The sequence below is a fragment of the Actinophytocola sp. genome (genome assembly GCF_050699935.1).
Lineage (GTDB): Bacteria > Actinomycetota > Actinomycetes > Mycobacteriales > Pseudonocardiaceae > Actinophytocola.
Genome location: NZ_JBOHGB010000074.1, coordinates 1 through 17,615 on the forward strand (window position 1 = coordinate 1; position 17,615 = coordinate 17,615).

The 17,615-nt window shown below is 72.2% G+C and carries 14 protein-coding genes and 1 pseudogene; 9 read left to right on the forward strand and 6 right to left on the reverse strand.

The features are described 5' to 3' along the window. Positions 1–370 (reverse strand): annotated as a pseudogene (locus tag ACRDTB_RS22575) (cytochrome P450); the annotation flags it as partial. Between the two features lie 7 nt (positions 371–377). After that, the gene (locus ACRDTB_RS22580) at positions 378–1,682 is read right to left on the reverse strand and encodes a TetR/AcrR family transcriptional regulator (RefSeq protein WP_431433277.1); all 1,305 of its coding nucleotides are present in this window, start codon (positions 1,680–1,682) and stop codon (positions 378–380) included. Between the two features lie 196 nt (positions 1,683–1,878). On the opposite strand from ACRDTB_RS22580, the gene ACRDTB_RS22585 reads away from it, so the two are divergent. Both ACRDTB_RS22585 and ACRDTB_RS22590 read left to right on the forward strand, forming a co-directional pair. Then, complete coding sequence (locus ACRDTB_RS22585; protein WP_431433279.1) at positions 1,879–3,093, forward strand: acetyl-CoA C-acetyltransferase; 1,215 nt, start codon at positions 1,879–1,881, stop codon at positions 3,091–3,093. A 49-nt stretch (positions 3,094–3,142) separates the two neighbouring features. Further along, the gene (locus tag ACRDTB_RS22590) at positions 3,143–5,338 is read left to right on the forward strand and encodes a 3-hydroxyacyl-CoA dehydrogenase NAD-binding domain-containing protein (RefSeq protein ID WP_431433281.1); all 2,196 of its coding nucleotides are present in this window, start codon (positions 3,143–3,145) and stop codon (positions 5,336–5,338) included. A 70-nt stretch (positions 5,339–5,408) separates the two neighbouring features. Here ACRDTB_RS22590 and ACRDTB_RS22595 read toward each other — a convergent pair whose 3' ends face one another. The 4 genes from ACRDTB_RS22595 to ACRDTB_RS22610 form a co-directional block, all read right to left on the reverse strand. Further along, positions 5,409–6,638, reverse strand: coding sequence for a hypothetical protein (locus ACRDTB_RS22595; protein ID WP_431433283.1), 1,230 nt, complete (start codon positions 6,636–6,638; stop codon positions 5,409–5,411). 179 nt (positions 6,639–6,817) lie between these two features. Then, entirely contained in the window at positions 6,818–7,444 is a 627-nt protein-coding gene (locus ACRDTB_RS22600; protein WP_431433284.1) for a bifunctional 4-hydroxy-2-oxoglutarate aldolase/2-dehydro-3-deoxy-phosphogluconate aldolase, read from the reverse strand. Then, positions 7,428–9,032: an N-acyl-D-amino-acid deacylase family protein gene (locus tag ACRDTB_RS22605; RefSeq protein ID WP_431433286.1), complete on the reverse strand. Its 1,605-nt coding sequence runs from the start codon at positions 9,030–9,032 to the stop codon at positions 7,428–7,430. Before ACRDTB_RS22605 ends, ACRDTB_RS22600 begins: the two co-directional genes overlap by 17 nt. 13 nt (positions 9,033–9,045) lie before the next feature. Beyond that, positions 9,046–10,338: an amino acid deaminase gene (locus tag ACRDTB_RS22610; protein ID WP_431433323.1), complete on the reverse strand. Its 1,293-nt coding sequence runs from the start codon at positions 10,336–10,338 to the stop codon at positions 9,046–9,048. 116 nt (positions 10,339–10,454) lie between these two features. Between ACRDTB_RS22610 and uraD the strand changes: the two genes are divergently transcribed. The 7 genes from uraD (at position 10,455) to pucD (ending at position 17,488) form a co-directional block, all read left to right on the forward strand. After that, on the forward strand, positions 10,455–10,964 hold the full coding sequence (gene uraD, locus ACRDTB_RS22615) for a 2-oxo-4-hydroxy-4-carboxy-5-ureidoimidazoline decarboxylase (protein WP_431433288.1): 510 nt from the start codon (positions 10,455–10,457) through the stop codon (positions 10,962–10,964). Beyond that, the gene (uraH, locus tag ACRDTB_RS22620) at positions 10,961–11,278 is read left to right on the forward strand and encodes a hydroxyisourate hydrolase (RefSeq protein ID WP_431433290.1); all 318 of its coding nucleotides are present in this window, start codon (positions 10,961–10,963) and stop codon (positions 11,276–11,278) included. Before uraD ends, uraH begins: the two co-directional genes overlap by 4 nt. Then, the gene (gene pucL, locus ACRDTB_RS22625) at positions 11,278–12,159 is read left to right on the forward strand and encodes a factor-independent urate hydroxylase (protein ID WP_431433292.1); all 882 of its coding nucleotides are present in this window, start codon (positions 11,278–11,280) and stop codon (positions 12,157–12,159) included. The genes uraH and pucL overlap by 1 nt, the downstream gene beginning before the upstream one ends. A gap of 13 nt (positions 12,160–12,172) precedes the next feature. Beyond that, complete coding sequence (locus tag ACRDTB_RS22630; RefSeq protein ID WP_431433294.1) at positions 12,173–13,030, forward strand: FAD binding domain-containing protein; 858 nt, start codon at positions 12,173–12,175, stop codon at positions 13,028–13,030. Between the two features lie 163 nt (positions 13,031–13,193). Beyond that, positions 13,194–13,679: a (2Fe-2S)-binding protein gene (locus ACRDTB_RS22635; RefSeq protein WP_431433295.1), complete on the forward strand. Its 486-nt coding sequence runs from the start codon at positions 13,194–13,196 to the stop codon at positions 13,677–13,679. Beyond that, on the forward strand, positions 13,676–15,043 hold the full coding sequence (locus ACRDTB_RS22640) for an 8-oxoguanine deaminase (RefSeq protein WP_431433297.1): 1,368 nt from the start codon (positions 13,676–13,678) through the stop codon (positions 15,041–15,043). Before ACRDTB_RS22635 ends, ACRDTB_RS22640 begins: the two co-directional genes overlap by 4 nt. A gap of 147 nt (positions 15,044–15,190) precedes the next feature. Further along, complete coding sequence (pucD, locus tag ACRDTB_RS22645; RefSeq protein WP_431433298.1) at positions 15,191–17,488, forward strand: xanthine dehydrogenase subunit D; 2,298 nt, start codon at positions 15,191–15,193, stop codon at positions 17,486–17,488. Positions 17,489–17,615: the final 127 nt, after the last annotated feature.

Genomic DNA, 17,615 nt, shown 5'->3' on the forward strand with positions numbered 1-17,615 from the left:
GGTGCTCGTCGAAGTCCAGCAGCATCAGGCCGCGGTTGAAGAACGGGCCGATGAAGTAGGTCCAGCCCTGCTGGGAGTACGCCTTGTCCTTGTTCGCCAGCACGACCTGCGCCGCCTCGGGCCCGGCCGCGGACACGACCGTGATGCCGAATGCCCGCACCCAGGAGATGGGGCCGTGGGTCTCGTAGCGCCGCAGCCCGTACCGGACGCCGAGCCGGAGCATCTCCAGGCTGTGGCCCAGCAGCGGCAGCCCGCGGTCGCCGCTGACCGGCCGGAGGTCACTGCCCGCCGGCGGCGCGGAGAGGTCCCGGGGCGTCCACCTCTTGTTGAGCAACCACCTGTCGATGACGTCGGTCGGCGTGGCGGACATGACGCACCTACTTCCTGGCCTCCAGCACGGTCACCGCGAGCTCGGCCAGCTCGGCGGCGATTCCTGGTCGGGCCGCGATCCGCGGCGTTCGGGCGAGGTCGTTGACGATCGTCAGCGCGGCGTGCACGGTGATCCGCGCCTCCGGTTCGGACAGCTCGGGGGCGAGGGTGCGCAGCTGCCCGGTCCACTGGGCCACATAGGACCGCTGCACGCGCACGAGCTCCTTGCGGTCCGGGTCGGGCAGGTTGTCCAGCTCGCTCACGAACGTCGCCATCAGGCTTTCCGACGCCAGCAGGATGTCCACATAGGACGACACGAGCCGGGTCAGCCGGTCGCGGGGGTCGCCCCCCTCGCCGATCGCGGTGTCGGCGCTGCGGGCGAGCCGGTCGGCCATCCGGTATCCGGCGGCGACCAGGATCGCCGACTTGCCGGGGAAGTAGCGGTAGATGCTCGGTCCCGCGATCCCCGCCGCCGCGCCGATGTCCTCCATGCTCACCGCGTGGAAGCCGCGGTCGCCGAACAGCCGGGTGGCCGCGGACAGCAGCTCCTCGCGGCGCGACGGTGCTAGTCGGTTCGCTGCGCTCGGTCGCTGACTCGCCGGCGTCCCTCCTGCGCTGCTCGTCGTTCGTTCCTCACGACTGCGCTGCTCGTCAGTCCAGCCGGCGAACGCTCCCTCGCTCCCGCTCACGGAGGTGGTCGCGGCCGGGCGCGGCGGCGCCGGCTCGGCGGGGCCGCCGGTGGGTGGGCCCCACGCCAGCACGGCGGCCGCCAGCTCGGACAGGCAGGCCTCGAACCGGCGCCGCGGCAGGCTCACGTGGTGCACCGACACGCTGCCGAACACCGACAGCGCCGCCCAGCACAGCAGCTCGGCGTCGGCCGTCGACAGCTCCGGGCGGGCGTCGCGCAGCGCGATGCCCCACTGGGCCATCAGCTCGCCGCCCCGGTGGCGGATCTTGGCCTGGTCGGCCCGGTCCAGGTGCCGGCCCTCCCAGCGCCAGAGCGCGGTGACCTCGCGCCGGTCCACGGCCAGGGCGGCGACCGCGCGCAGCAGCCCGTCGAGCTGCTCGGCGGGGCTGCCGGGCTCGGCCAGGGCCTCCTCGGTGACCAGGCCGAACACGTCCATGCCCGACAGCAGAACATGCGCGAGGATGTCCTGCTTGCCGCGGAAGTGCCGGTACACCGCGGGCCCGGTGACCCCCGCGGCGGCGGCGATGTCGTGGACGCTCACCTGGTGGTAGCCGTGCTTGCGGAACAGCTCCGCGGCCGCGTCGGCCAGTTGAGCCTTCCGGTTGCGCAGCCGCCGGACCGTCACGCGTCCTCCTTACGTGAAGCGTCACTAGCGACGGTAAACCAGGTCAAAGCTGTTGGCAATCAGCCAATGCAGGCTCGTAAGTGAATGGCGATTAGACAGATGACCTGGTGGCGTGGGCTACACCACCCGGTCATTGACAACGGCGGATCCGGTGCCACGATGTTAATGAGGATTAGCACTCGAGAGGACCCTGAGCGTGCCTACCGAAGCCTTCGTCTACGACGCGATCCGGACGCCGCGCGGTCGCGGCAAGAAGACCGGATCACTGCATGGAACAAAGCCGATCTCGCTCGTCGTGGGACTCATCGACGAGTTGCTCAAACGCAACCCCACCCTGGACGCAGACCGGGTGTCCGATCTGCTGCTCGGCGTCGTGACGCCGATCGGCGACCAGGGCAGCGACATCGCCAAGACCGCCGCGATCGCGGCCGGCCTGCCCGACACCGTCGGCGGCGTCCAGCTCAACCGCTTCTGCGCCTCGGGTCTCGAGGCGGTCAACATCGCCGCGCAGAAGGTGCGCGCCGGCTGGGACGAGGTCGTCGTCGGCGGCGGCGTCGAGTCGATGTCCCGGGTGGCCATGGGCTCCGACGGCGGCGCCTGGGCGATGGACCCGGCCACCGCGTACGACACCTACTTCGTGCCGCAGGGCGTCGGGGCCGACCTGATCGCCACGATCGAGGGCTTCTCCCGCGAGGACGTCGACACCTACGCCGTCCAGTCCCAGCAGCGGGCGGCCAGGGCGTGGAGCAACGGCTACTTCGCGAAGTCGGTCATCCCGGTGGTCGACCAGAACGGGCTCACGATCCTGGACCACGACGAGCACATGCGGCCCGAGTCCACTGTGGAGACCCTGGGCGCGCTGCCGGCCTCGTTCGCCGCGATCGGTGACATGGGCGGCTTCGACGCGGTGGCGCTGCAGAAATACCACCACGTGGAGAAGATCGACCACGTGCACTCGGCCGGCAACTCGTCCGGCATCGTCGACGGCGCCGGGCTCGTGCTGGTGGCGAGCGAGGAGGCCGGCACCGCGATGGGGCTGACCCCGCGGGCGCGCATCGTGGCCACCGCGACCTCCGGTGCCGACTCCACGATCATGCTCACCGGCCCGATCCCGGCCACCGAGAAGCTGCTCGCGCGCGCCGGGCTGACCGTCGAGGACATCGACCTGTTCGAGCTGAACGAGGCCTTCGCCTCGGTCGTGCTGAACTACCAGCGGAAGCTGAACATCCCCAGCGACAAGCTGAACGTCAACGGCGGCGCGATCGCCATGGGTCACCCGCTCGGTGCCACCGGCGCGATGATCCTCGGCACGATGGTCGACGAACTGGAGCGCCGCGAGGCCCGCCGCGCCCTGGTGACCCTGTGCATCGGCGGCGGCATGGGCGTCGCGACCCTCATCGAGCGCGTGTGAGACCTGCTTGCAGGGTCGAACCATCAACACTGAAGGAAACGACACCTCAATGACTGATACCAACACCATCCGCTGGGAGCGGGACGCGGACGGGATCGTCGTGCTGACGATGGACGACCCGAGCCAGTCGGCGAACACGATGAACCGCGCGTACGCGGAGTCGATGGCGGCGGCCGTGGGCCGGCTGGAGGCGGAGAAGGACGCCATCACCGGCGTGGTGATCACCTCCGCCAAGAAGACGTTCTTCGCGGGCGGCGACCTCAAGGACATGATCGAGGCGAAGCCCGAGGACGCCAAGGACGGCTTCGAGTTCATCTCCGGCATCAAGGCGCAGCTGCGCAAGCTGGAGACGCTGGGCAAGCCGGTCGTGGCCGCGATCAACGGCGCCGCGCTCGGCGGTGGCCTGGAGATCGCGCTCGCGTGCCACCACCGGATCGCCGCGGACGTCAAGGGCTCGCAGATCGGCCTGCCCGAGGTCACCCTCGGCCTGCTGCCCGGCGGTGGCGGCGTCACCCGCACCGTGCGGCTGCTGGGCCTCCAGAACGCGCTGCTGAACGTGCTGCTGCAGGGCCAGCGGCACAAGCCGGCCAAGGCACTCGAGATCGGCCTCGTGCACGAACTCGTGTCCACTGTGGACGAGCTGCTGCCGAAGGCCAAGGAGTGGATCAAGGCCAACCCGACGGCGGTGCAGCCGTGGGACGCCGAGGGATACAAGATCCCGGGCGGGTCGCCGTCGAACCCGAGGTTCGCGGCCAACCTGCCGGCGTTCCCGGCGAACCTGCGCAAACAGCTCAAGGGCGCGAACATGCCGGCCCCGCGGGCGATCCTGGCCGCGGCGGTCGAGGGCGCGCAGGTCGACATCGACACCGCGCTGGTGATCGAGTCCCGGTACCTGGTCGAGCTGCTCTCCGGTCAGGTCGCGAAGAACATGATCAAGGCGTTCTTCTTCGACCTGCAGCACATCAACTCCGGTGGCTCGCGGCCGGACGGCTTCGAGAAGTACGCCGCCCGCAAGGTCGGCGTGCTCGGCGCCGGCATGATGGGCGCGGGCATCGCCTACGTGTGCGCCCGCGGTGGCATGGAGGTCGTGCTCAAGGACGTCTCCGCCGAGGCGGCCGCGAAGGGCAAGGACTACTCGGTCAAGCTCTTCGAGAAGGCCGTCTCGCGTGGGAAGACCACGCGGGAGAAGGCCGACGAGACCCTCGCCCGCATCCACCCCACGGACCAGGCCGAGGACCTCGCCGGCTGTGATCTCGTGATCGAGGCGGTGTTCGAGAGCCCCGAGCTCAAGCACAAGGTGTTCGCGGAGATCGAGGACGTCGTCGCGCCGGACGCGCTGCTCGGCTCGAACACTTCGACGCTGCCGATCACGAGCCTCGCCGAGGGCGTGCGGCGGCAGGAGGACTTCATCGGCCTGCACTTCTTCTCGCCGGTGGACAAGATGCCGCTGCTGGAGATCATCGTCGGCGAGCGGACCAGCGACGCGGCGCTGGCCAGGGCGTTCGACGTCGCCCAGCAGATCAAGAAGACGCCGATCGTGGTCAACGACTCGCGGGGCTTCTTCACCAGCCGGGTGATCGGTACGTTCATCAACGAGGCGATCGCCATGGTCGCCGAGGGCGTGCACCCGGCGTCGGTGGAGCAGGCGGGCTCGCAGGCCGGCTACCCGGCGCCGCCGCTGCAGCTCATGGACGAGCTGACGCTGACCCTCCCGCAGAAGATCCGCCGGGAGACCAAGGCGGGCGTCGAGGCGGCGGGCGGCACGTGGGTCGTGCACGCGTCGGAGCCGCTGATCGACCGGATGGTCGAGGAGTTCGACCGGAAGGGCCGCTCGGCCGGCGCCGGCTTCTACGAGTACGGCGAGGACGGCAAGCGGACCCGGTTGTGGCCAGGACTGCTGGAGCACTTCGGCCGGAGGACGACAGATGAACACAGCACCGAGCCGGGCCACGAGATCCCCTTCGAGGACATGAAGGAGCGGATGCTCTTCGCCGAGGCGCTCGAGACCGTGAAGTGCTTCGACGAGGGCGTGCTGCGGTCGGTGCCGGACGCCAACATCGGGTCGATCATGGGCATCGGCTTCCCGCCGTGGACCGGTGGCGTGATCCAGTACATCAACGGGTACGACGGTGGCCTGCCCGGCTTCGTGGCGCGGGCCCGCGAGCTCGCCGAGCGCTACGGTGACCACTTCCTGCCGCCGGCCTCGCTCGTCGAGAAGGCGGAGAAGGGCGAGACCTTCGAGTAGCCGCCTCGAGCGGCCGCTTTGCGTGTCCGTGCCGCCGTGGTCGGGTCCACCCGGTCACGGCGGCTCGTGGTCACCGAGCAGTCTCGATCCTCTTCGTGAAGGCGACCTTGCCGGCGCTGTCGACGTACTCGACGGTCACCGGCGCCGCGCCGGCGAACACCGTCACGCGATAGCCGGTGGCCGGTTTCGCGCCCCGCTCGGCGATGATCTCGTTGCCGACGACCGGCAACCGTGGCCGGGTGCGCAGCGTGCGGTCGTGCTCGGCCGTCGCCATGATCAGCGGGCGCCACAGTGCGCGTGGTATGGCCGCCGCGATCCCTCGACCCCCGTCGGGAGCACTGCCTTGGCTGTTCTCGCCGAACACGGCGGGGGATCCGTCGTCGGGAACCCAGGCCAAGGTCCACGCGCCCGGCTCGATCGATCCGTCGTCGGTCACCGCCACGATCCGGATGAAGACGAGGACACCGCCGCGCCCGTCGGGCAGCCGGAACCGACCCAGAACGTGGTTTCCCAGCGACAGGGTGACGGTGTACAGGTGTTGTCCGGGCCCGAGCAGCAGCCGGCCCCGGGCGTCGGTCACCGCCGTGGTGACCGGCTGGTCGCCGGTGTACCGAACGGCGTCGACGAGCGAGCCGAGCTGTTCCGCGGTTCCGCTCCACCGGCGTAGTGGATCACTCAGCGCGGGATGCGCGTACTCGTCCGGACTGCCTTCACCGAAGGCGAGCAGTCCTTCCGGACACACGGCGACACCGTCGACGATCGGGCAGGTCTCGTCGATGGCGGGCGTGACCGGGTACACGAGGCCCACTTTGTGGCGTAGCAGCAGGAACTGCCGTTCCGCGCCCTCGGCCCAGCCCTTCGCCAGCCCGGCCGGGATCCGGATGGCCGCATGCTCATCCCCGAACGGTTCGCCGACGTCTGTGCTCCAGCGGCCGTCGCGGTCCCGCGTTACCTCCTGGAGCAGGTGAGCCATCTGGATGTCGGCTCCACTCTTCGACTTGGGAGAGTCTGCGACGAAAAGGGCGATGCTCCGCCCGGCAGAGTCCGGATGAACGTCCGTGCCCGCCCACAACAGGTGTGGTTTCGGGTCGTCGAGCCGTTCGGCGGCCGCCGTGACGAAGTCCCGGTCGCCGGCCAGGTCGCCGCGAGCCGGCCACGAGTACGCGAGATCCTCCCGTACCGCGACCGGCTCGGTGTCCTCTCCTCCTTGCGAGGCGGAACAACTCGTACTCACCGTGAGTGCGGTGAGCACGAGGGCGATGCCCGCGGTGAGCGCACCGCGCCGGCCACGTCGACTCATACCGACTCTGACGGCATCCGTCCCGTGCGGTTCCCGGTGCCCGAGGCACCTGCCGCACCGCTCGGGTGCGGTTCGGTCGGCGCGGCAGGGCATCCGGATGCTATGGGCTCGACCGCACTCCGCACAAGGTCTAAACCAATTCTCGTCCGGAAGCGGGCAGGTTTCCGGAACCGGACCGGTCATCGCACGGTGTCGACCGCGGCGACGAACTCCCGCGCTCGCTTGGCCACCTCGGTGAGGCGGGACTCCGTGGCGAGCTCCGGGCCCAGGACGCCGCTGCCCGCGGTCACCGCGAGCGCGCCCGCCGCGAGGTAGTCCGCCGCGTTCGCCGTCGTGATGCCGCCCGTGGCGACCAGCGGGGTGCCCGGGTACGGGCCGTGCAAATCGCCGAAGTAGGCCGGGCCCAGCCGGGCCGCGGGAAAGACCCTCACCGCGGTCGCGCCGAGGTCGATCGCGGACCCCACCTCGGTGGGGGTCATCGCGCCCAGCAGCACGGGCACGTTCTGGCGCCGCGCCTCCGCCACGACCTCCGGGCGCAGTCCCGGCGTCAGCAGGAACCGCGCGCCGACCGCGATCGCGTCCCGCGCGTCGGCGGCGGTCAGCACGGTGCCGGCGCCCAGCAGCAGTCCGTCTACTGTGGACGCACGCAGCATCAGGGCGGGCGCGCCCGGCGTGGTGAAGGCGAACTCGACCATCGGGAGGCCCGCCTCGACCAGCGTCGTGGCCAGGCCCACGGGGTCGGGGATCGCGGGCGCCCGGATGACGCACAGCGCCCGGCGGGTGGTCAGCTCAGCGAGCAGGTCCATGGTTCCCCCTCGTACCGCGGATCGAGTGACCGGGCAGTGCTCCCGTGTGCCGGTGGTCGTCGATCACCGGCACGCCGTTGACGAGAACGTACGGGATACCGGACGCGGGCCGCCGCGGGTCGGGGTACGTTGCCCGGTCGGCCACCGTGGCCGGGTCGAACAGGACCAGGTCGGCGGCGTACCCGGGGCGGACCAGGCCGCGGTCGGCGAGGCGCAGCCGCCGCGCGGCCCGGCCGGTCAGGTGCGCCACGCAGTCCTCCAGGCCGAGCACGCCGAGCTCGCGCACGTAGTGGCCGAGGTAGCGCGGAAACGTTCCCCACGCGCGCGGGTGGGGGCGCGCGCCGACCAGCAGGCCGTCGCTGCCGCCGGTGTGCGCGGGATGGCGCATGATCGCCCGCACGTTGTCCTCGTCGCCGGCGTGCAGCAGGCACGACGTGCCGAGCCGCTCCGCGACCAGTACGTCGAAGTACAGCTCCGCCGGCGGCCGGCCCGCGCGGCGGGCGGACTCGGCGACGCTGTGCCCGACCAGTCCCTGGTGCGACTCGAGGCGCACGCCGTTGATCTCGACATTCGCCCAGTCCACCGGCACACCGTGGTTGCCGTCCGAGCCGCGCTCCTCCAGATCGACCCGAACCCGCTCCCGAACGTCCACATCGGACAGACGGGTAACCGTCGCGTCCGGACCGCCCTCGGCCGCCCAGCTCGGCAGGAGCGCGGACAGGTAGGTGGCGGCCGGCAGGTACGGGTAGCTGTCGAGCGTGACGTCCACGCCCCCGGCGGTCGCCTCGTCCAGCACGGCCAGCAGCTCACCGGCGCGGCCGGCGTTGACCGGGTAGTTCATCGTGGCGTGTGCCAGGTGCAGCGGGCAGCCCGAGCGCCGCGACACGTCCACCATCTCCGCGTACGCCGCCAGCGCGCCCGCCCCGTAGCTGCGGTGGTGCGGGCTGTAGTACCCACCGCCCGCCGCGACCACCTCGCACAACGCCACCAGCTCGTCGGTCGAGGCGTACATGCCCGGCGCGTAGGTCAGCCCGGAGGACATGCCGAGCGCTCCCTCGGCCAGCCCGGTCGCCACGAGCGCGCGCATCGCGTCCAGCTCGGACTCCGTCGCCGGCCGGTCGGACCAGCCCACCGCGAGCATCCGGATCGTGCCCTGTGGCACCAGGTACGCGGCGTTGCACGCGATGCCGCTGTCGAGCCGGTCGAGGTACTCGCCGACGGTGCGCCAGTCCCACGCGAAGCCGGGTGGGTCGTCGTTCCAGCCGGCGAGCTGGCCCCGCAGAGTGTCCATAGTGGAGTCGTCGACCGGCGCGTAGGACAGGCCGTCCTGGCCGAGCACCTCCAGCGTCACGCCCTGCGACACCTTCGCCAGGTGGTCGGGCCGCGCCAGGATCTGGATGTCGGAGTGCGCGTGCAGGTCGATGAACCCGGGGGCAAGCACGAGCCCCGCGGCGTCGACCACCCGGTCACCGCCGAGGCCCGACCCGATCGCCGCGACCTGTCCGTCCCGGACGAGCACGTCCGCGCGGTAGCCGGGCGCGCCCGTGCCGTCGACCACCGTCGCGCCCCGGAAGGAGAGGCCCGACATCAGCGGCCGGCCATCAGAAGTAGGTGCGGATCAGGTCGACCACGGTCTCCCCGTCCGGGCCGACGACGGGGAGCAGCTGCCACTTGTCGAACGCGGTGCACGGGTGGGACACGCCGAGCCCGACCCAGTCGCCGACGCGCACCCCGCCGGTGTCCTCGAAGGTGAGGTACGCGTGCTGGTCGTTCAGGCGGGTCACGGTGGCGTCGAGCGGCCGGGTCACCCCGTCGCGGCGGAGCACCTGGGGGATCGGCGGCTCGATGTCGTAGGGCAGGTCCCGCTTCCCGGCGGTCAGCAGCGCGAGGCCGGGCTCCGGGGTCGACACCACCTGCGCCCACGCGCGCAGCGCCGGCCGCAGCGTGGGCCCGCCGGTGCGCGGGTGGGCACCCAGCGGGGAGACACGGTCGTAGATGCCCGAGTCGTGCGTGACGTAGGCCCCGCTGCGCAGCACGGGCAGCACCGGCAGCCCGTCCGGCCACGCCGCGCCGAGCACGTCGGCGACCTGGTCGAAGTGCGCGCTGCCGCCGGCGGTCACGAGCACCTCGGCCACGCCGTCGAAGTGCCCCCGCGCGGCCAGTTCGAGCACGAGCGCGCGCAGGTCGGTGAGGTAGCCGTGCACCGCGGCGAGCGCCTCGGGCGTGGCCTCGTACGTGACCGCGCCCTCGTAGCCGCCCACGCCCACGAGCCGCAGCGCGGGCGACGCCGACACCGCCTCGGCCACCTCGATCCCGGTGGCGAGGTCACGCACGCCGGTCCGCCCGTGCGCGGTGCCGACCTCGACCAGCACGTCGACGGGCCGGGAGACCCCGCGCAGGCCCTCGGTCATCAGGTCCACCCCGCGCGTCGAGTCGACCCAGCAGCAGCACCGGAAGCCGGGGTCGCGGTCGAGCTCGCCGGCGAGCCAGGCCAGCGAAGCCGGGTCGACGAGCTCGTTGGCGAGGATCACCGGGCTCACCCCGAACGCGCGGTAGACCCGCAGTTGGCTCGCGTTCGCGGCGGTCTGGCCCCACGCGCCGTGGTCGAACTGCCGGGCGTAGAGCTGCGGCGCCATGGTGGTCTTGCCGTGCGGCGCGAACGCGAACCCGTGGGTGGCGCAGAACTCGGCCATCGCGGCGAGGTTGTGCTCGAGCGCCTCCGCGTCCAGCACCAGCAGCGGCGGCAGGAACCCGGACAGGCGCAGCCCGGCCTCGCGGGCGGCACCGATGGTCATGCCCTGCGCAGTGGTCGGAAGTCCCTTGAACCGCCAGTCGATCCGCTCGTCGAGGATCGCGGCTACCCGGTCGCGGTCGATGCGCCCGGCCTGGACCAATCGGCTCACCTCATCGGGTGGTGGAGTGCGTGGATGGACGCCTTCCGGACGTCGAACGTCAGTATGGCGTCCTTCCAGGCTCTCGCCGGCCGGGTCCGGTCAGTAGAGTTCCGGGGATGCCCGACGTAACCCCGCTCGACCGGCTCAACGTCGCCGAGGCCGCGGAGGCCGAGCGCGAGCTGCTCGCCTGCTGCGCGTCTCGGCGCTGGGCCGACGAGCTGCTCGCCCGCCGGCCCTACCGCGACCTCGCCGGCCTGCGGCGGGTTTCGCACGCCGTGCTCGACGAGCTGAGCTGGGCCGACATCGGGGAGGCGCTCGCGGCACACCCGCGAATCGGGGAGCGCGCGGCCGGGGCGGGCCAGGAGGCCGCCTGGTCGCGGGCCGAGCAGGCGGGGGCCGCCGGGGCGAGCGAGCGGACCCAGGAGGACCTCGTCGCCGGCAACGTCGCCTACGAGGAGCGGTTCGGGCACGTGTTCCTGATCTGCGCGACCGGCCTGTCCGGTGAGGCGATGCTGCGTGCGATGCGTGAGCGGCTCGGCAACGACCCCGCGACCGAGCGGGACGTGGTGCGCGCGGAGCTCACCAAGATCGTGGACCTGCGACTCGGGAAGGCTTTCACATCGTGAGTTTGTCCACCCATGTGCTCGACACGGGCGTCGGGCGGCCCGCGGCGGACGTGCCCGTGCGGCTCGAGGCCCGCGGCGCGGGCCGCTGGCAGCACGTCGACGACGGCTGCACCGACGCCGACGGGCGGATCACCGGCTGGGGCGTCGAGGCGCCCGGCGTGTACCGGCTCGTGTTCGGCACCGGGGACTACCTGGGCCCGGACGCGTTCTACCCGGAGGTCGTGGTGGCCTTCCGGATCGCGGACCCGGCCGAGCACTACCACGTGCCGCTGCTGCTCAGCCCGTTCGGCTACTCGACCTACCGGGGGAGTTGATGGAGATCAAGCTCGGGGCCAACCAGTACGGCAAGGCGGAGACGCGCCTCGTTCGGGTGGACCGCGGGGACGGCCAGCACTCGATCACCGACCTCAACGTCAGCACCTCACTCGCCGGCGACCTCGCGGCGACACATCTGACCGGCGACAACTCCGGCGTGCTGCCCACCGACACGCAGAAGAACACCGTCTACGCGTTCGCCCGCGACGGGGTCGGCGAGCCCGAGGAGTTCGGGCTGCGGCTCGCCCGCCACTTCGTCGACGGCACGCCGACGATCACACGCGCCCGGGTGCACCTGGAGATGTACCGCTGGGAGCGCCTCACGGTCGGCTGGCCCGAGGATCCGCGGCCCGCGCACCACTCGTTCGCCCGGGCCGCCGGCACCCGGACGGCCACGGTCACCTACGACGGCACGTCCGCCTGGGTGGTGTCCGGGGTCGAGGACGTCACGCTGCTCAACACGACCGGCTCGGAGTTTCACGGCTTCCACCGCGACCGGTACACGACGCTGGCCGAGACGAACGACCGGATCCTCGCCACGGCCGTGTCCGCCCGGTGGCGCCACGTCGGCACCGACTCGAACTGGGCAGAGTCGTTCCGCGGCGCGCACATGCACCTGCTCGAGGCGTTCGCCGACACCCACTCGCGGTCGTTGCAGCAGACCCTGCACGCGATGGGCGAGCGCGTGCTGCGCCGCCGTGACGAGCTGGTCGAGGTTCGCCTGTCGCTGCCGAACAAGCACCACTTCCTGGTCGACCTGGGCCCGTTCGAGCTGGACAATCCGGGCGAGGTGTTCTTCGCGGCGGATCGCCCGTACGGGCTGATCGAGGGCACCGTGCTGCGTGACGACGCGCCGGAACCCGGGCTGGCCTGGTGGTGACTGTGGTGATGTCATGGACTTCCTGAGGCCCGCCTCGCTCGACGAGGCGCTCGCGATGAAGGAGCGGACGCCCGGCGCGGTGCCGATCGCGGGCGGCACCGACATCATGGTCGAGCTGAACTTCGACAAGCGCCGCCCGCCCGCGCTGCTCGACCTCGGCCGGGTGGCCGAGCTCGGCACGTGGACCGAGGAGAACGGGCACGTCCGGCTCGGTGCCACGGTGCCCTACACCCGCATCGAGACCGAGCTGGCCGACGTCCTGCCCGGCCTCGCGATGGCCAGCCGGACGGTCGGCTCGCCACAGATCCGCAACCGCGGCACGGTCGGCGGCAACCTCGGCTCGGCGTCCCCGGCCGGCGACGCGCACCCGCCGCTGCTCACCGTGGCGGCCACCGTGGAGGTCGCCTCGACGCGGGGGACCCGGACGGTCCCGATCGGCGAGTTCTTCCTGGGCCCCAAGCGATCCGCGCTCGCCGAGGACGAGCTGATCACTGCGGTCACCGTGCCGAGGGCGGCCGGGCCGCAGCAGTTCGCGAAGGTCGGCACGCGCAACGCGATGGTGATCGCCGTGTGCTCGTTCGGCCTGTCGCTCGACCTCGCCGCCCGCCGCGTCGGCACCGGCATCGGCTCGGCCGGGCCGGTCCCGCTGCGGGCCGAGGCGGCGGCGGACTACGCGGCCGAGGTGCTGGCGTGGGAGAGCCCGGAACCGTTGCCGAAGGACGTGTCCCGGGAGTTCGGCGAGCTGGTCGCGGCCGCCGCGCAGCCGATCGACGACGTGCGCGGCAGCGCGGCCTACCGGCGCCACGCGCTGGCCGTGCTGGCCCGCCGCACGCTGAGCTGGGCCTGGCAGGACCGGGAGAGGTGGACCTAGTGCCCTCCGCCGGGAGTCTGTCAGATAATTCGCTGGCCCAGCTTTCTGCTGGCGGCGTTGCCGATTCGCCCGAGTACGGTCCAGTACGAGGGCGAATCGGTGCCTTGCCAGCAGAAACCTGGATCCACCGACTTACGCAACGGACTCCCGGCGGAGGGCACTAGTGCGGCTGAACGTGGAGGTCAACGGCGAGTCGATGACGGCCGACGACGTGTGGCCGGGCGAGAGCCTGCTGTACGTGCTGCGCGAGCGGCTGGGCCTGCCCGGCTCGAAGAATGCCTGCGAGCAGGGGGAGTGCGGCTCCTGCACCGTCTACCTCGACGGCACCCCGGTGTGCGCGTGCCTGGTCGCGGCCGGTCAGGCGGAGGGCCGCTCGGTACGCACGGTCGAGGGGCTGGCGAGCGAGGCGGACCTCGACCCGGTGCAGGAGGCGTTCGTCCGGACCGGTGCGGTGCAGTGCGGGTTCTGCACGCCCGGGCTCGTCGTCGCCGCGCACGAGCTCGTCCACCGCAAGCCGGACGCGAGCGACGCGGAGATCCGCGAGGCGCTCGCCGGCAACCTGTGCCGCTGCACGGGGTACGAGAAGATCCTCGACGCGGTCCGGCTCGCCGCGAGCCGTGTCTGCGCGGACGCCGAGGGCCGGGCATGAGGATCGTCATCGAGAACGCGGCGATCGCCACCGTGGACGCGGCCGGCACCGAGCACGCGGCCGGTCACGTGGTCGTGGACGGCGGGCTGATCGAGGCGGTCGGCGCCGGCCCCGCACCGGCCGGCGAGGCCGACCGGCACGTAGACCGGCGTGTCGACGCCACCGGCTGCCTGGTGACGCCGGGCTTGGTGAACACCCACCACCATCTCTACCAGTGGGCCACCCGTGGGCTGGCCCAGCAGTCGACGCTGTTCGAGTGGCTCGTCGAGCTGTACCCGGTGTGGGCCGGCATCGACGACGAGATCACCCACGCTGCCGCGCTCGCCGGCCTGGTGCGGCTGGCGAAGACCGGCTGCACCACCGTGGCCGACCACCACTACGTCTTCCCGCGCGGCGCGGGCGACCTGCTCGCCCCGATCGTGGCGGCGGCCGGCGCGGTCGGCGTCCGGCTGCACGCGGTGCGCGGCTCGATGGACCGCGGTGAGTCCCGTGGCGGCCTGCCGCCGGACTCGGTCGTGGAGGACGGGGACGAGGCGCTCGCCGCCACCGCCGAGGCGATCGACCGCTACCACGACCCGGCGCGCGAGTCGTTCGTGCGCGTCGCGGTCGGCCCGTGCTCGCCGTTCACGGTGACCACCGAGCTGATGTCGCAGGCCGCGGAGCTGGCCCGGGCGCGGGGCGTACGCCTGCACACGCACCTCGCCGAGACCGTCGACGAGGAGGAGCAGTGCCTCGCCGAGCTCGGCTGCACGCCGATGGAGTACGCCGAGCGCACCGGCTGGCTCGGCGAGGACGTGTGGCTCGCGCACGGCATCCACTTCGCCGACGGCGCGGTGGCCCGGCTCGGCGCGACCGGCACCGGCGTCGCGCACTGCCCGACGTCCAACGCGCGGCTGGGTGCGGGCACCGCGCGAGTGGCCGACCTGCTCGCTGCCGGCGCGCCGGTCGGTCTCGGCGTGGACGGCGCGGCGTCCAATGAGGACGGTGGGCTCGGGGTGGAGCTGCGCCAGTCGGCCTACCTCGCCCGGCTGCGCGGCGGGCCCGCGTCGCTGTCCGCCCGGGACGCGCTGCGGCTCGCGACGATGGGCGGCGCGCGCTGCCTCGGCCGGCAGGACGAGCTGGGCTCGCTCGAGCCGGGCAAGCTCGCGGACCTCGCGGTGTGGCGGATCGACGGCGTCGAGCACGCCGGCATCGCCGACCCGGTGGCCGCGCTGGTGTTCGGTGCGCTGCCCTCGGTCGCGCTGCTGCTGGCCGGTGGCCGGCCGGTGGTCGAGGAGGGCGCCTGCCGCACGGTGTCCGAAGTGGACACCGCGGCGGGGTTGCGGGCGGCGAGCGCCGCGTTGCTGAAGAAGGCCCCCCGATGACCCCGCGAGTCCCCCGTTCCGGTTCGCGAGTCCAACGTTCCGGTTCGGTGAGTCCAACGTTCCGGGCGTCCCGAGTGTTGGACTCGCGGGTCGCGAGTGTTGGACTCGCGGGTCGGGAGTGTTGGACTCGCGGAGTGAGGTGGAGTGATGACTAGTACGGAGACGCTCACGTCCACCACCGGGGTGGTCGGCGACAGTCCGGTGCGCCCGGATGGCACGCTCAAGGTGAAGGGCGAGTTCGCCTACTCCTCGGACATGTGGTCCGACGACATGCTGTGGGGCGCGACGCTGCGCAGCCCGCACCCGCACGCCCGCATCCGCGGCATCGACACCACGCCGGCGCTCGCCGTGCCAGGCGTCTACGCGGTGCTGACCCACGAGGACGTGCCGGTCAACATCTTCGGGCTCGAGCACCCGGACCAGCCCGTGCTCGCCGAGAACGTCGTGCGCTACCAGGGAGAGCCGGTCGCGATCGTGGCCGCCGACCACCCGGAGACCGCGCGCCGGGCGGCCGCGCGCGTGCGCGTGGACTACGAGGTGCTCGAGCCGGTCACCGACGCGGAGGCGGCGATGCGGGCCGACGCGCCGGTGCTGCACCCGACCCACCCGGACGGCAACGTCGTGCGGCACGTGCGGATCCGGTGCGGCGACCCCGAGCCGACCGCCGAGGTGGTGGTCCGCGGCGAGTACACGGTCGGCATGCAGGACCAGGCGTTCCTCGGGCCGGAGTCGGGCATGGCGGTGCCGGCCGAGGACGGCGGCGTCGACCTGTTCATCGCCACCCAGTGGCTGCACGCGGACCAGCGGCAGGTGGCCCACGCGCTCGGCATGCCCGCGGAGAAGGTGCGCCTGCACCTCGCCGGGGTGGGCGGGGCCTTCGGCGCGCGCGAGGACTTGTCGATGCAGGTGCACGCGTGCCTGCTGGCGCTGCGTACCGGCAAGCCCGTGAAGATCGTCTACGGCCGGGAGGAGTCGTTCTTCGGCCACGTGCACCGGCACCCGGCCGTGCTGCGCTACGAGCACGGCGCCACGCGCGAGGGCGACCTCGTGTACGTGCGGGCGGAGATCGTCCTCGACGGCGGCGCGTACGCGTCGACGACCCAGGCGGTCGCCGGCAACGCGGCCACGCTCGGCGCCGGGCCCTACCGGGTGCCGAACGTGCACATCGACTGCTATGGCGTCTACACCAACAACCCGCCATGCGGCGCGATGCGTGGGTTCGGCGCGGTGCAGGCGTGCTTCGCCTACGAGTCGCAGCTGGACAAGCTCGCCGAGGCGCTCGGTGTGCACCCGGTCGAGGTGCGAATCCGCAACGCCGTCGAGCAGGGCTCGGTCATGCCGACCGGCCAGGTCGTCGACTCCGCGGCGCCGGTCGCGGAGCTGCTCACGCTCGTGCGGGACAGGCCGCTGCCGCCCGAGCCCGCCGGAGCCCGTGACCTGCGCGAGCTGCCGGGCGGGGTGTCGAACACGACCCATGGCGAGGGCGTGGTGCGCGGCGTCGGGTACGGCGTCGGCATCAAGAACGTCGGCTTCTCCGAGGGTTTCGACGACTACTCGACCGCCCGCGTGCGCCTCGAGGTGATCGGCGGCGAGCCGGTCGTGTCGGTGCACACCGCGGCGGCGGAGGTCGGCCAGGGGCTCGTCACGTTGCAGGCGCAGATCGCCCGTACCGAGCTCGGCGTGCAGCGCGTGGTGATCCAGCCGTCCGACACGAGCGTCGGCAGCTCGGGGTCGAGCTCGGCGTCGCGGCAGAGCTATGTCACGGGTGGCGCGGTGCGGGCCGCGTGCGGCGAGGTGCGCGACGAGGTGCTGTCGATGGCCGCCGCCCGGCTGGGCATCGCGGCCGTCGGGCTCGCCGGCGGGAAGGTCGTGTCCGACTCGCAGGAGGTGCTGGCGGACCTCGTCGAGGTGCTCGGCGGGCAGGTCGTGGAGCGGACCGTCGAGTGGCGGCACCGGCCGACCGAGCCAGTGGATCCGTTGACGGGACAGGGTTTCGCACACGTGCAGTACGCGTTCGCCGCGCACCGGGCGGTGGTCGACGTGGACGTCGAGCTCGGCCTCGTGCGGGTGGTGGAGCTGGCCTGCGCGCAGGACGTCGGCCGCGCGATGAACCCCGACGCGGTGCTCGGCCAGATCCAGGGCGGCTCCGCGCAGGGGCTCGGGCTCGCCGTGATGGAGGAGATCCAGGTCGTCGACGGGATGGTGCGCAACCCCTCGTTCACCGACTACCTGATCCCGACCGTGCTGGACATGCCGCCGATGCCGATCGACGTCCTGGAGCGCGCGGATCCCCATGCCCCGTACGGACTTCGCGGGGTCGGCGAGCCGCCGACGCTGTCCTCGACCCCCGCGATCGTCGCCGCGATCCGCGCGGCCACCGGGATCGCGCTTTCCCGGGTGCCGGTCCGGCCGGAGCACATCGTAGGAGACTCGCGGAATCGTTGACACGAGCGGGAATCCGCGTCCTGACCGATCAAGATAGGCGACTGTGCGAGCAGGCCGCGGTACTCGCCGTAGTTCACCCGAACGGCCCAGTTGTGAACACCTAGAGTGGACCGTGCGATGGCACTCG